The 15092-nt window shown below is 38.4% G+C and carries 11 protein-coding genes; 2 read left to right on the top strand and 9 right to left on the bottom strand.

All coding sequences use genetic code 11. From position 1 onward, the window contains the following. Positions 1-1158 (bottom strand): efflux RND transporter periplasmic adaptor subunit, encoded by a 1158-nt coding sequence (locus F0365_RS07925; RefSeq protein ID WP_169933200.1) that lies wholly within the window; start codon positions 1156-1158, stop codon positions 1-3. Positions 1159-1237: 79 nt separating this feature from the next. Continuing rightward, a complete protein-coding gene (locus F0365_RS07920; protein WP_169933199.1) occupies positions 1238-3190 on the bottom strand; it encodes an ABC-F family ATP-binding cassette domain-containing protein in 1953 nt (650 codons plus the stop codon). Between the two features lie 57 nt (positions 3191-3247). Here F0365_RS07920 and F0365_RS07915 point away from each other — a divergent pair, with 57 nt between their 5' ends. Then, positions 3248-3622, top strand: a complete 375-nt coding sequence (locus tag F0365_RS07915; RefSeq protein WP_169933198.1) for a DUF983 domain-containing protein — start codon at positions 3248-3250, stop codon at positions 3620-3622. 48 nt (positions 3623-3670) lie between these two features. Here the strand turns inward: F0365_RS07915 and F0365_RS07910 are convergent, their stop codons facing one another. The 7 genes from F0365_RS07910 to topA form a co-directional block, all read right to left on the bottom strand. After that, complete coding sequence (locus F0365_RS07910) at positions 3671-4726, bottom strand: NAD(P)/FAD-dependent oxidoreductase (protein ID WP_169933197.1); 1056 nt, start codon at positions 4724-4726, stop codon at positions 3671-3673. A gap of 125 nt (positions 4727-4851) precedes the next feature. Next, positions 4852-5781: a gliding motility protein GldN gene (gldN, locus tag F0365_RS07905; RefSeq protein WP_169934802.1), complete on the bottom strand. Its 930-nt coding sequence runs from the start codon at positions 5779-5781 to the stop codon at positions 4852-4854. Positions 5782-5800: 19 nt separating this feature from the next. Next, positions 5801-7336, bottom strand: coding sequence for a gliding motility protein GldM (gene gldM, locus F0365_RS07900; RefSeq protein WP_169933196.1), 1536 nt, complete (start codon positions 7334-7336; stop codon positions 5801-5803). A gap of 45 nt (positions 7337-7381) precedes the next feature. After that, positions 7382-8041: a gliding motility protein GldL gene (gene gldL, locus F0365_RS07895; RefSeq protein WP_169933195.1), complete on the bottom strand. Its 660-nt coding sequence runs from the start codon at positions 8039-8041 to the stop codon at positions 7382-7384. A gap of 47 nt (positions 8042-8088) precedes the next feature. After that, positions 8089-9450: a gliding motility lipoprotein GldK gene (gene gldK / locus F0365_RS07890; protein ID WP_169933194.1), complete on the bottom strand. Its 1362-nt coding sequence runs from the start codon at positions 9448-9450 to the stop codon at positions 8089-8091. A 107-nt stretch (positions 9451-9557) separates the two neighbouring features. Beyond that, on the bottom strand, positions 9558-10715 hold the full coding sequence (locus F0365_RS07885) for a formimidoylglutamase (protein ID WP_169933193.1): 1158 nt from the start codon (positions 10713-10715) through the stop codon (positions 9558-9560). 6 nt (positions 10716-10721) lie between these two features. Beyond that, positions 10722-13247: a type I DNA topoisomerase gene (gene topA, locus F0365_RS07880; protein WP_169933192.1), complete on the bottom strand. Its 2526-nt coding sequence runs from the start codon at positions 13245-13247 to the stop codon at positions 10722-10724. A gap of 372 nt (positions 13248-13619) precedes the next feature. Between topA and miaB the strand changes: the two genes are divergently transcribed. Beyond that, positions 13620-15092 carry a tRNA (N6-isopentenyl adenosine(37)-C2)-methylthiotransferase MiaB gene (miaB, locus tag F0365_RS07875; RefSeq protein ID WP_169933191.1) on the top strand — a complete coding sequence of 491 codons (1473 nt, stop codon included), beginning with the start codon at positions 13620-13622 and terminating at the stop codon, positions 15090-15092.

Genomic DNA, 15092 nt, shown 5'->3' with positions numbered 1-15092 from the left:
TTATTCTGATTCAGGATTTGAACTGGCTGCTTTTGCTTTATCAGCTTTTGCTTGCTTCTCTGTTTTAACTGCCATACCTTCATAAGCACCAGGAACTGATTTAGCCAGAATAACTGTCCCATCTTCTACTCCTTTAAGCACCACAGTTGCATCAGAAAAATGTATTGGTCTTACACCTGTAAGCACCAATTGACCTTCTTGCACAGTAAATACCTGATTCCCATTTTGAAGCAAGCTTCGATTGATCTCTATCGCATTTTCTATCTTTTGCGCTTGTAAGTTTGCTGTGAGGTACATTCCTTCCTTTAAATAAGGATCGCTCACTTCTATAACGGTAATAATGGTTTGGGAGGCCTGGTCTACTTTTGCATTGATACGGGTAACTTTCCCCTGATAGGATTTTGTATTGGAAATATTTCTCATTTCTACTTCCTTGCCTATTTGTAGTAAATCGGCAAACTCAGCACTTACCGCTACTTGAATCTCATAAATTCCCGTTTGGATAAATTCGCCTAATTGCTGACCGTTGCGCACTAAGGTCCCTTCACTCACCATGGTTTCTGTCAAGACTCCTGTAAACGGTGCTGTAATTCTAAATTTACTTAAACGACTTTCCAGATTTTTAATATTGTAATACGCCGTATAAATATTCCTCCCAGTGATAAAATACTTTTCTTTATCATTTATAGGCTCTGGAAGTTGTGTAACACTACGATCTATATTCCAGTTGTTCAAATAATCCTGCCATTGCTGGAAAGACTCTGGATAGTCCAGCCTTAGATCTGGCATGATGGCTGTAATTTGATTGTTTAAATTACTTCTCGCGCTTTTAACTTGAGCATAAAACTCAGTATTATCAATAGCAATTATGGTTTCGCCTGAATTATATGGCTGTCCAGCTCTAAATAGTTTCCCTGTAGAATTAAAAACCCCTGTTACCTCTGCAAATAATTCCACCCGCTTCTTAGCTTTTAGATTTCCGTTTGCTGGAATAATAATAGGAATGGTGGTATTCTGAATTGTATCTGTAGTTACAATTTTAACATCCTTTTTAATCTTAGGCTTAGGTGCTGTTTTATTATCAATGATGACCTTAGCTCCATAGGAAGCGGCTATAATAATAATTATAGCAAGTACAGAAAGTATAACTTTACGCATGGTATTGATTTAGCGTGACATGATCACACGCCAAAGCTAATTAAGTCTGTATTTTAATCATCATAAAGAATCCTTAAAGCTAACTACTGAATTTTTCGAGCTCTTCAGAGACATTTTCCCATTGCTGCATCCACTTATCTAGTTCTCTTTTCTTAGCTTGATAACCATCAAAGAATCCGTCTTTTTGCGCCAGTTCATCATAGTTTGCTACGAGTTCGGCATCGAGCTTTGCAATATTTTTTTCTAAATCGTTGATCTGCGATTCTGCTTTAGAAAGCCTGTTATGGAGAGACTTTTGTTTTTTCTGATCTTCGTAAGAGAGCTGGCTTTTATCGGCGTCTCTCTTTCCCTTCGACGAGCTCTGGGAGCCACGCGATACTTTAGCCTCCTTAACCACTTCTACCTTTTCTATCGCTCTCATATCTTCTGCTTTTCTCTGACCTAGATAATAATCAATATCACCCAGATAGAGATTTAATTTATGATCGCGAAATTCATAAACCAGCTCTGTTAAGCCTTGTAAGAATTCTCTATCGTGAGATACGACAATCAATGTGCCTTCAAATTTTACCAATGCCGCCTTGAGAACATTCTTAGATTGAATATCCAAGTGGTTGGTAGGCTCATCCATAATCAAGACGTTGAAGGGCTGTAGCAATAACTTACAAAGCGCAAGTCGGTTGCGCTCTCCACCACTCAATACTTTAACTTTTTTCTCTGCTTCATCTCCTCTAAAAAGAAAAGAACCCAGCATATCGCGTACTCTTACTCTATTGCTATCTGTAGCGGCATCCATCATCGTGTCTAGAACAGTCTTCTCCCCGTCCATATATTCCGCTTGATTTTGCGCAAAATATCCTAATTGTACGTTATGCCCCAGATGGACCTGGCCTTGGGCTTTTACGTCTCCTACTATGATTTTGGCAAGGGTAGATTTTCCCATCCCATTTTGACCTACAAAAGCGACCCGTTTACCGCGTTCCAAAGAAAGGTCGATTTGGTTTAGCACATTCTTATCTCCATAAGACTTGCTGACTTGATCCACCTCCAAAACAATTTTACCTGGTTGGATAGACTGCGCAAAATTGATATTCATAGCAGCATTATCGGTTTGCTCGATTTCTACTACATCCATACGGTCCAGCTTTTTTACCAGCGATTGAGCCATAGTAGCTTTACTGGCTTTGGCCTTAAATTTCTGTATCAGCTTCTCGGTTCGTTCAATCTCCTTCTTCTGATTTTTAAAAGTAGCTTCTTGTTGCTCGCGCAACTCTGCGCGTAAGGCTAGAAATTTGGTATACGGCTTTGGGTAATCATAAATGCGACCTAGACTGATTTCAATCGTACGGTTAGTGACGTTATCGAGAAACATTTTATCGTGACTTACAATAACAACCGCACCTGCATAAGTTTGTAAAAAAGATTCCAACCACAAGATAGAGTCTATATCCAGGTGATTAGTAGGCTCATCGAGTAAAAGAACATCGTGCTTTTCTAGGAGCAGCTTAGCCAGTTCGATACGCATGCGCCATCCACCAGAAAGCTCGTCTGTGAGTTTATCAAATTGCTCTGGTTTGAACGCCAGACCTTTTAAAATTTTTTCTGTTTCCCCTTTGTATTGGTACCCACCTATAATTTCATATTCATGATTGAGATCTCCTATATCTTCAATGAGCTTGGAATAAGAATCTGATTCATAATCAGTTCTTGTAGTCAGTTGTTCATTGATGACTTCGATCTGAGCTTCTATTTGTCTCGCTTTCGCAAAAGCGGTATACGCCTCTTCCAAAACCGTGCGGCCTTTTTCGAAATCAATATCCTGTCTTAAAAAGCCAATACTGACTTCTTTCTCTATGGCAATATTGCCTTGATCGTAAGGAATATCTCCCGAGATCACCTTTAAAAGAGTGGATTTTCCAGCACCATTTTTACCGATCAAACCAACACGGTTTCCCGCATTAAGCCTAAAGGTAATTTCTTCAAATAACGGTTCTCCACCGAAACTAACATGTAAATCGTGAACGTTGAGCATAGTCGTTTTGTATCTTTGCAAAGATGCGTAACTGCGCGTTAACACTAAAGCTTTCTTATGATAAAAGGAACAAAATTATACAGCATTTTAACAGGAGCTTGTCCTGTGTGCCACAATGAATCCATGTACACGAGCAGCAACCTCTATAATCCTAGTAAGACACAGGAAATGAACGAGCGATGCCATCACTGTAACACCAAGTACAAGATCGAACCTAGCTTCTTCTATGGCTCCATGTACGTGAGTTATGGCGTCGGAGTTGGAATTGCTATGGTAGCTTTTTTCTTGGGCTATTTTGTATTCGAATTATCTCGATGGACTATCTTTCTAGTGATCACCTCAATTTCTATCGTTAGCCTTCCCATAGTTATACGCTTATCGCGAAATATCTGGATCAATATCTTTATGGATTATGATAAAAAGAGGGCATAGAAGTAAGCAGTAAGCAACATATAAAAGATGTCACCACTTCAGGAGAACTCAGGACTCTTCATTACATCTTTGAATATCAATTTCTGGATCGAGAGGTTTATTTAGGTAAATAGAATCAAACAATTGCTGTGCCGCCCATGGCGCCATAAGAACCGCCCTACTTCCCATACCATTAAAAACCAAATAGTTTTTAAACTGTTGATGTGCTCCTACAAAGGGTCTTCTGTCTTTTGTCGTTGGACGTATACCGTAGTTATGCTCCACAATTTCATAAGGCAACTTTAGAAAACGTTCCAATCTAGAAGTTAAAAATTCCTTTGCCTCATCAGTGGGCGCATCTGAAAGATCGTCATTGTTATAAGTAGCTCCTACCCAAAACAAATCATCTGTATAAGGCATTAAGAATACCGAAGATTTAATGATGTAATCCAGGTGAAGATCTGGAACTTTGATGGTAAAAACCTCGCCTTTATTTCCTTGTAATGGCAGGTTTTTAAAAAACGGATTGGACAACATTTGGAAACCTTCTGCAAAAATAATTTTTGGAGCAACGGTATCTTTATAAACTATATGGTCCTTATGATGACTCAACTCCTTAAAATCAAAAGACTCCATGCGGTAAGACGACTTACTTTGCAAATAGTCTCTAGTTAATTGCATATAACCCAGAGTATCCACCCAACCTGTTCCTGAAACTTTGCCATAATCAAAAGGAGCAAGAATAGCTTGATTTTCATAAGTTACGGCCTCTGGAGACATAAAATCCTTTAAGTCCTCTTTTCCCGACTTCTTGATCCATGTTTTGATTTCGCGCTCGTCATGGAACCTCCTCAATATATCAATCGGATGCAAGAACTTAGCACTTAGCAAAGATTCAATTCTAGGATAAAAATCATTCAATACCTCCAATTGATCGTCAGCTTTCCAAACGCTCGTAAAACGCTTTAAAATAGTTGGATTATAGACGCCAGCCGCCACTGCTGAAGAACCTTTATTAGCGTCGGCAATCATCAACACAGATTTACCCTGCAGCAACCATTGCCAAGCGAGCGCACAACCAGCAATTCCTGATCCTACGATAATGATGTCAACTTTTGTTTTCAAATATGTATATTAAATGTTGATGATGGTGTACCAAATGAAATTAGACTTTAACTATTACACAAATTTAGATATAAAAAAAGCCCCACATGATGTGAGGCTTCGATTTTATTTTGAGGCGAATCTAATTAATAGTTCCACATGTCCAACTCAAAGTTACGTATAATTTCTTTAAGCCTGTCCGACTCTAAAAGTTGCATCATTGAATTATCAGAAATATATCTTTTAATATCTCTATCTCCTTGAACATTATCCATTCTGTAGATCATTGCATTAAATCTTCTAGAATTTAATATGTGATCAAAAGATATAGGACGAGCAGAGTTCAATGTATTAAATGCTTTTGCATTGTGTAACAATAATCTAGCATCTGGATAATAGATCCAAAACAGCTCCACCCCCTTAGGATCATCTGGAAAATTAACATCAGGAGTTACTGGACAAATACCCAATAATCGGTACCTTAAATCACTTTGACGGGTATCAAAATACCACAAACCTCGTATTCTATACTCTTTTACATCATCTGCTCCAATAGTTTTAGTTTCAATGTATTCATCAAAACCAGGGATGTTATACGTAGTATCAATATCTAAAGGGTTGATTCCTTCCTCAGGAATAACACCATTGTCGTTAAGGATATTAATACCTGCGTTAGTGATCTTCTGACTTTTCAAAGTACTTTGTACATCACTAAATTTGCGAGGCTCATTAAAATAAGAATCACCATAGAGTGTAATATCACCCGACATAGCTGCTTTAGTTAATACGTGGTACAAAGAACGACGTTCTTTACCCACATAATTCGTATCCACAGGATAATAAAGCGGGAAATTTACTCGCTCATCAAGATCAATAGTTTCCCATATCGTGCGCTGCCATAAAATTTCACCATCTCCTACAAAGCCATAAGGTAGTGGCCTGTCGTTATCATTTGCCAGTTGAGATTCGGTTTTAGTACCAAACTCCTCTGGACTCTTTGCGTTAAGAATATTGTTTTGCGCAAAAGCAGTTCCGGAAAGAACTACTGCTGCTAATAAAACTATGATCTTATTCATCATTTAAATCTTTTTTAAATTAATCTGTAATCTCCACTGTTACGTCAGAGACACTTTGAACATTTACTCCTGGAAGAACGGCCTTAATTTGTGCGAACTGAACTAGATCTCCTTTACGAGCTTTTCTGAGAACGTTAGTGGCACTTGCGCTTAACTTTGTTCCAGAAACTGGTACCGATGGTTGTCCTGGCACTTTAAATAAGAAACTTGTAACTCTAGGAGTTAAATCAAAATCAAAGTCTAAAAACTCAGCAGAAACCGTAGAGATTGCCAAATTAGCACGTGTTTTTGCTATGTTTTCGTATGCTTTACTTACCATTCCAGTTGGACGAGGTAAATTCTTAATACGGAATTCTTTAAAGTCAGAAACTTTATCACCATTAGGCAAAGTTCCCGTAGCAGTAATGGTAACTGTTTTACCAGCACCTGGCTTCATCATATAACCAGTACTGGCTTTAGAAAGTCCTGCACCAGAAACATTTACTTTATTATCAGGAATACCAGCAAATGCTACAGTCATCGGGTTTTCAACACCTCTGTACACCACATTCATTTTATCAGCAGATATGGTAGCCGAGTTCGGTTTTGGAATTACTGCATATTGAGATTCAATAGGAATCTTAATAATCTTGTCATTCTCTATAAACTCCATGTAACCAGTGATTTCTTTCTCACCAACGCTTCCTGACCCCAATTTTAATGGAATCTGACCATTTTTAATGTCTGCTTTATTAACCTCTTGACCGTTGATCACTACCTTACTAGGTACAGTTGTATCATCATAACGCCCTAAAACTACCGACCCTGTAACCGCTTCTCCGCTAAAAAAAGCAGACTTATCTAAATTGACAATTGCTTTATAGTTGTTCATTGAGGCGATCTGAATCAGCTTACCTTGTAACAATTGACTCATGACATCAGACTGGATATTGCGAACTTCATTTTGCAGCAAAGTCAATTTTGTTTTTGATGCAATTAAAGGATAACCTTTGTAGTTGTACTCTAAATACTCGCGTTTCAAACCCTCACGATCTGACACATCTGATGTATCAAACTTTGAAGTTAAATCAGATTTAACCCCTGGATATCCCTCACCAAGCGCAGCGATCATATCATTTTTATATTGATTCATATTAGACTTAAACTCCTTACCTTCTAGTTTAAGTTTGTCTCCCACAAAAAAAGCATTGTCTAAAACATCAGTTTTATCTTGTGTTTGATAATCTTTTTCAGAACCTTCTTCTATAGTTGAGGTAAGCTTTAATTTAATACTCGCTAAATAATCGTTGTAATCATTACTCAACTTAGAAACCTGTTGTGCTGTTGCAGCAGCAGCCTCATATTGCGCAGCATTAGTTGCTGCCTTTTGATTTAAATCTGCAAGCGCTGCAGAGTTAACCTCAGCTAGAGCTGTATTACTTGTACTTAAGTTTTCTTCAATGAGTCCGAAAGCTTGTAACACTTCTTTACTCATGTTTAACGCTAGCATAGCGATAAAAACCAGGTACATTAGGTTGATCATCTTCTGTCTTGGGGACTGTTTTCCTCCTGCCATAATATTCTAATTAGTTTTGTTAAATTATATAAAGTATGAAACTAATTATCCTTTCATAGCTCCTAGCATGTTACCATACACGCCATTAAGAGAAGACAAGTTATTGGTAAGACCAGCCATTTGTTCTTGAAGTTTTGTTGCATTTTCTGCAATGGCTTCATTGGCTTGGTTTTGGCGTGAAGAACTCTCCACTTGAACCTTATAAAGGCTGTTTAAAGATTCCATTTGAGCAGCTGCAAGAGCCATTTCTTCAGAATATTTCTTAGTAGAAGACATTGCCTCTGCCGTTGGAGCCATTCCTTTTGCAGCACCTTCAAAAGAACGTATGCTGTCTCCTAAACTGTGCATTAATTCCCCATCAAGCTTTGCTTCTTTAAGCATCTCATCTAATTTCTTAGATAATAATCCTTGAGCATCTTCAGGAGCTTCTTTTTTTGATTTTCCACTGACCAATTGTCCACCAGCTAATTCAGGATAAACTAGTGACCAATCTAAATCATCTTCTACCGGCTCAAAAGCAGATACGAAGAAAATCAATGCTTCTGTAATCAAACCTATTGCTAATAAATCACCACCGGTTAATTTATAGAATCCCAGATTAAGTTCCCAATGAAGAATCTTGAAAAGTGCTCCAATAATAACGATTGAGGCTCCGATACCGTAAGCCATGTTAAATAATTTCTTTGTTGCTTTAGACTGTGCCATGTGTTAAGTGTTTAATTTAGTTAAGTTACTTTTTAATATTGGGAAATTTAGTTTGTTGCTGCGTTGAGTGTTAGATCTGTACCCATATAAGACTGTACGGTACGGAAACCTATATAACTTCTTGCGCTGTCTTGGTATTCATAATCACGGGTACTTACTTGAAGGAAATAGGAAACATCTTTCCATGATCCACCACGAACACCTTTACGTTTATTGTTTTTATCATTTACAACAGGACTGATCGTAGACATGAGGTCATATGCCCCAGCTTCATAAGAAGAGTTCACCCATTCCGATACATTACCTGCCATGTTGTATAAATTGTATTCATTAGGCTCGTAAGATTGAGCCTCCACTGTGTATAAAGCTTGATCTGCTGCATAATCTCCTCTGAGTGGCTTAAAGTTAGCAAGAAAACAACCTCTATCGTTTTTTGCATAAGGACCACCCCAAGGGTAAGTCGCTCCTTCTAATCCACCGCGAGCTGCATATTCCCATTCTGCCTCAGTTGGAAGACGGTACTCATTAACACGCTCTACATTTTTTTTCTTGCGATAAGCATTGTGATACAATGTTCTCCATTGACAAAAAGCCTTCGCTTGATTCCAGCTTACTCCTACCACTGGATAATCGCTATATGCTTCATGATAAAAATAATCATTGTGCATAGGCTCATTATAACTGTAGTTGAAGTCGCGAATCCACACCGTAGTATCTGGATATATCTTTACCGGTGTTTGAGAAATAAAGTCTTTTCTAGTTTTATTTACATCCCGATTTCTAGCTGCAGCATTAACATCTAAATCAGTATAGGTAAAGATTATTTTCTCTGTATCTATAGTACGCTCTCCATTATACGCTTGATCAAAAGGAATGTACATCAAATCATATACCTCAGCGTAGAACTCATCTGGAATCTCTTCTGTGTCCCAAATTAAATCTACATCGTTGTTCAACTTACGATCTAATCCGCCGTAAGTATTTTGCACATATTCTTGCCAAGGCGTTAAAACAGCACCATTAGCACCATCTGCATCAAAAAAAGCAAACTCACCAATACCATTATCTCCAGGTAGAGCGCTTTGGCCTTCAGCCATAATAGCTAATTCTGTCCTGAATATAGAATCTCTTGTCCAATGAACAAACTGACGGTATTCAGCATTTGTAATTTCCGTTTCATCCATGTAATAGGATGGAACTGTAACTGTTTTTGTTGGAGCATTACGAGTGGCAGCGATGTCATCATCACTTTTACCCATAATAAACGCTCCACCAGGCACTAACGTCATGCCATATGGTTTTTCAGGATGCCATTTCTTTCCTTTGGTTCCTACTACCATTCCACGATCTCCTTTTCCACAACTTGCAAGAAAGGCAACTACTGCTAAAAGGATAAATAACTTTTTCATAAGGGTAATTATGTTTTCTTTATGAATTAAGGGCGTAAACCTATTTAAAAGATTTCGATTCCACAACTTTTTTTTCTCATTAAATTGAAATACAACAAGCTTTAACTTTATATCTCGTTTTTGCGTCTCGCTTTCAACCACCTATCTGGCAACAATTGATCACATGCCATTTCATAATCACGACGGTCGCAAGGTAATAACGTATGTTGTTTTAGTTTATTATTAACTAAAGAAATAAAAGGCAACTCTATCCACCAGCGCCCGGTGTCAGTAGACTTATAAAAGGTGAGGATTTCATTTTCTACAGGTACTTTGTAGGTCAAACAGTTTTTAGACACATCGATAGGATACTCAAAACTTCGGTAATTGTAACCTTCCATGAAATACCAGATCATTTCTGCTACCAACTGTGAACCAGTATTCTTCTCTTCGTTTATTTCAAAGATACCAAATACTTTTAATCGATCGCTGATACCCGAGTACCTGGACAAACTACATATTTGCTTTCCATCAAGTCCGTTGGGATTCGCTTTCGCAGAAGCGATATCACTCGCCCGTACCACACTCATATCTACTCCAACCACATCTGCATCACGCAAAACAGGCTCTGCCAGTGTAATATCATTATCCAAATGACCCAAACGAACGGCATCAAAATACATTCTGTCCAAAAGATCTATTTCATCTTGCGAATTAAAATAAGTTTGAAACCCAAGATTGCTATAATTAAATAAATTATACGGCTCCACTGTAATCATCTTGCCTATGTAACTTCGGGAAGTCATAGGTAAATCAATGTCTCCTAAATCAAATCTACAATCTACATTGACCACATTAATCATGTGTTGAAATTCATCAAAAGCTCTATAAATAGGATACATCAAATCCTGACTACCTCCTAAAAAGATAGGAATAATGGACTCTCTTAAAAAATATGCTGTCAGCTGGTTGACGACGTAATACGTATCCTCGACAGTAGCCCCCGCCACCACATCTCCTAGATCAGCCAGGTTACTGGTCCAGTTCCCTGGATACAACTCGTAGAGCTTTTCTCGCACCTGATTTAAGGTCTCCACTTGAAACAAAGCATTGGCGTCTCTGCGATTTTCTAAAACACCTATGACAACTAGCTTTACACCACTGAGGTCTGGCAAACCATCGGTAATGGTATGTAAACGAATCGTTTTTGCTATGGTTTGCTTAGGTTGTAACTTAGCATGAGCAACCACAGCATCATTAAGAGGTTTTAGAAATTCTAAAGCCATTGCCATTTATTTTTTAGTCGTTTTCTTTTTAGCAGGCGCTTTTTTCTTAGCAGGCGTTTTCTTTTTAGCAGCGGCCTTTTTCTTTGGTGTTTTTTTAGCTATCAGCTCTTGAGCTTTTTCTAATGTAACCTTTAATGGATCTATCTCTTTGGCAATCTCCACCTTGATTTTACCTTTAATAATATTGTGTCTTCCCCAACGGGCTTTTTCAATACGTATGCCTTCTTCTTCCCAGTCTACAATCAGTTTGTCCTTCTCTTTTTGAATCTTATCCTTAATCAAGGTCTCTATATCCTCATTAGAAAGGTTGTCAAAATCGTATTTTTTATTTACTGAGATAAACATGCCTGCCCATTTGATATAAGGACCAAATCTACCAGCACCTTTGGTAACTGGTTGCTCATCATACATATAAACAGGAGCATCTGCCTTTTCTTTCAACTGGATCAACTCTGCCGCACGCTCAAAAGTAAGCGTCATGGGATCGTCTTCTTTTTCTAGACTTACAAAAGTCTTTTCGTTGAACTTTACATAAGGACCGAAGCGTCCTTGATTGACCTCCACAGGGTGACCGTTATACTCTCCTACTGTTCTCGGCAACTTAAACAGCTCCATTACTTCTTCTAGCGTAATGGTATTCAAATTTTGAGTGGGTAGTAAGCTTGCAAATTCAGGCTTCTCTTCATCTTCCACACTACCTATTTGTGCCATAGCACCAAATCTTCCCAATCGCACACTAATAGGCTTACCACTTTCCGGATGAGTCCCTAAAACACGTTCCCCAACCTCACGCTCTGCATTTTCTGCAACGTCTTGTACGGTAGGATGGAAGCTCTTATAGAAATGCCTCATCATATCGGTCCATTCTTCTTTCCCTTCGGCTATATTATCAAAAGACTCTTCCACGTTTGCTGTGAAATTATAATCTAAAATACTACCAAAGTGCTCTACTAAGAAGTTATTGACCACTCGACCTACGTCGGTAGGAATCATTTTATTTTTATCAGAACCAGTTTTCTCGGTAAGCGTTTTCTCTGCTACTTTATCTTTACTTAAGGTAAGTTGTATATAATCACGCTCTAATCCTTCAGACTGCCCTTTCTCCACATATTTTCTATTCTGTATAGTCGTAATAGTAGGTGCGTAAGTTGATGGACGTCCTATTCCTAATTCTTCCAATTGTTTTACTAAAGAAGCCTCGGTATAACGATACGGAGGTCTTGAAAAACGCTCTGTTGCGGTCATCCTTTTACTTAATAAGTTTTGTCCTATTTTAAGATCTGGAAGTAAGCCTTGCTGTTCTAGGTCCTCATCATCAGTGCTTTCTAGATATACCTTAAGGAATCCTTCAAACTTTACGATCTCTCCACTAGCTGTAAATTTCTTATCGTGGGTATCTGCTGTAATGGTCACATTGGTACGTTCTAATTTGGCATCACTCATCTGACTGGCGATGGCTCTTTTCCATATCAATTCATACAGACGCGTCTGATCGCGATCTGCTCCAGAGCTGTGAATAGCAAAATTAGTTGGACGTATCGCTTCATGTGCTTCTTGAGCACCTTTAGATTTTCCTTTATAATTACGTTCCTGATGGTATTGATCTCCGTAGGCTTTGCTTATTTCCTCTTGAGCTCCTTGCTTTGCTTCGTTACTTAAGTTCACGGAGTCAGTTCTCATATAAGTAATCAGTCCGGCTTCGTAAAGACGTTGTGCCAGTTGCATGGTACGACTTACGTTAAAGAACAATTTACGAGAAGCTTCTTGCTGTAAGGTAGAGGTTGTAAATGGAGGTGCTGGAGACTTTTTTGCTGGCTTTTTAACAAGATCAGCTACTTCAAATTTTGCTCCTTTATTGACGTTAAGAAAATCTTGAGCGGCTTTAAGTGATTTTAAATTACTTGGTAATTTTGCTTTTAGTAAGGAACCATCTGACGTATTAAAATCTGCATCAACTCTAAAGAAGTTTTCAGAATTAAAGTTTAAGATTTCTTCTTCACGCTCTACGATTAATCGCACAGCTACGGATTGTACACGACCTGCACTAGCGCCACCTTTTACCTTACGCCATAAAATAGGCGATATTTCATAACCTACAATACGGTCTAAAATACGACGTGCTTGTTGCGCATTTACCAGGTCGTAATCTATAGAACGCGGATTATCAATGGCATTTTGAACAGCACTTTTAGTAATGGCGTTAAAAACAATTCTCTTGGTCTTTTCTTTTTTAAGATCCAGTTGCTCTGCAAGATGCCATGCAATAGCCTCTCCCTCTCGGTCTTCATCACTAGCCAGCCAGACCATGTCTGAAGCAGCAGCTAATTTTTTAAGCTTTTTAACGAGATCCTTCTTATCGCTACTCACGACATATTTAGGAGCAAAATTCTTATCTACATCCACACCCAATTCCTTTGATGGAAGGTCTGCGATATGTCCAAAACTAGACTCCACTTTAAAGTCCTTTCCTAGAAATTTTTCTATCGTTTTTGCCTTTGCCGGCGACTCTACAATAACCAGATTCTTTGCCATTAAGCTTTGTTTTTTGGATTGCAAAGGTATGCGTTATTTTTTTTAACCCCACAAACTACTGTTAAACAAGTAGTTAAAAAGAAAGGTTTTATTTTAAAACGTTCAGGTCTTGGTTGTTAGATTCCTGCGCTAACGAGTTCAAATGCTACTCCACACATAAAAATCGTTGTTTTAAGGTGGAGAATGGTTGGTATTCCGCTTTCGCGAAAGCGAGATTCCCACAAAAACCGTCCTTTATATATAGCTTAAAACCTATATAAAATCGGTAGCTCAAGAAAGAATTAAAAAATAGGTGTTAAGATCATGCTGACATTGTGTCACAAAACATTCAAAACACATATATTTGCAAGGTTATATTTAAGATGACGCTTGATGGAAAAGATTATTGAAGAAGAAAAACAAGGAACTGCAGTCTTGTTAGAGCATAATGCAAAAAACACCCGTAAACTCTATATAGAAAGTTACGGCTGTCAGATGAACTTTTCTGACAGTGAGATCGTTGCCTCCATTCTTGCAAAAGAAGGATTCAACACCACTAACAATATGGAAGAAGCAGATCTTGTACTGGTGAACACTTGCTCCATACGTGACAAGGCCGAACAAACCGTGCGTAAAAGACTAGAAAAATACAACCGTGTTAAGAATAAGAAGAATCCTAATATGAAAGTAGGTGTTCTAGGTTGTATGGCGGAACGTTTAAAATCTAAATTTCTAGAAGAAGAAAAAATCGTAGATATGGTCGTAGGGCCAGATGCTTATAAAGACCTCCCTAATCTAGTGGCCGAGATCGATGAAGGTCGCGAGGCTGTTAATGTGCTTCTTTCTAAGGATGAAACTTACGGAGACATTGCCCCAGTAAGATTGAACTCTAATGGAGTAACCGCTTTTGTATCCATTACAAGAGGCTGTGATAATATGTGTACATTTTGTGTGGTTCCCTTTACTCGGGGTCGGGAACGCAGCCGTGATCCACATTCTATTCTGGAAGAAGTCAATGATCTGTGGAACAAAGGCTTTAAAGAGATTACTTTATTGGGCCAGAATGTAGATTCTTTCTTATGGTACGGCGGCGGACTCAAAAAAGATTTTAAGAAAGCCAGTAAGATGGCTAAAGCTACTGCAGTAGATTTTGCTCAATTATTGCATAAAGTAGCTAACGCGCATCCACATTTAAGAGTGCGTTTCTCGACCAGCAATCCCCAAGATATTAGCGATGACGTACTTCATGCTATCGCTGCACATAGAAATATTTGCAACTACATTCACCTACCAGTACAATCTGGAAGTGATCGTATTTTAAAAGAAATGAACCGCTTGCATACTCGTGAAGAATACATGAGATTGATAGATCGTGTGCATGCGATTATACCAGAGTGTGCCGTATCTCAAGATATGATTACCGGCTTCCCAACAGAGACAGAAGAAGACCATGCTGACACTTTGAGCCTTATGGAATATGTGAAATACGACTACGGTTTTATGTTTGCTTATTCAGAGCGCCCAGGAACTATGGCGGCTCGTAAACTGGAAGATGATGTGCCAGAAGAAACTAAAAGCCGCAGACTTAGTGAAATCATCGCTGTTCAAAGAAGAACAGGACATGAAAGAGCGCAATACTTTGTAGGTAAAACAGTAGAATGCCTTATAGAAAAAGAATCTAAGAAATCTGATCAACACTGGGCTGGAAGAAACACCCAAAATTACGTTGCCATTTTTGACAAGGAAGTTTACAAAGTAGGTGAATACGTAATGGTGGAAATTACGGATTGTACGAGCGCCACTTTAATAGGGAAAGCTGTAGGCTACAGCGATATGGAAGGACCTTTAACTTACGATACGGTATAA

Origin of the sequence: Nonlabens sp. Ci31 (assembly GCF_012974865.1) — a bacterium.
Lineage (GTDB): Bacteria > Bacteroidota > Bacteroidia > Flavobacteriales > Flavobacteriaceae > Nonlabens.
The sequence above is the reverse complement of the archived record's forward strand: the minus strand, read 5'-3'. Positions and strand labels throughout refer to the sequence as shown.

Coding starts and splice junctions, on each gene's coding strand:
- F0365_RS07885 (WP_169933193.1), bottom strand. CDS start 10,715: ATGGCTTTAGAATTTCTAAAACCTCTTAATGATGCTGTGGTTGCTCAT.
- F0365_RS07920 (WP_169933199.1), bottom strand. CDS start 3,190: ATGCTCAACGTTCACGATTTACATGTTAGTTTCGGTGGAGAACCGTTA.
- F0365_RS07915 (WP_169933198.1), top strand. CDS start 3,248: ATGATAAAAGGAACAAAATTATACAGCATTTTAACAGGAGCTTGTCCT.
- topA (WP_169933192.1), bottom strand. CDS start 13,247: ATGGCAAAGAATCTGGTTATTGTAGAGTCGCCGGCAAAGGCAAAAACG.
- gldN (WP_169934802.1), bottom strand. CDS start 5,781: ATGAATAAGATCATAGTTTTATTAGCAGCAGTAGTTCTTTCCGGAACT.
- gldK (WP_169933194.1), bottom strand. CDS start 9,450: ATGAAAAAGTTATTTATCCTTTTAGCAGTAGTTGCCTTTCTTGCAAGT.
- gldL (WP_169933195.1), bottom strand. CDS start 8,041: ATGGCACAGTCTAAAGCAACAAAGAAATTATTTAACATGGCTTACGGT.
- gldM (WP_169933196.1), bottom strand. CDS start 7,336: ATGGCAGGAGGAAAACAGTCCCCAAGACAGAAGATGATCAACCTAATG.
- F0365_RS07925 (WP_169933200.1), bottom strand. CDS start 1,158: ATGCGTAAAGTTATACTTTCTGTACTTGCTATAATTATTATTATAGCC.
- miaB (WP_169933191.1), top strand. CDS start 13,620: ATGGAAAAGATTATTGAAGAAGAAAAACAAGGAACTGCAGTCTTGTTA.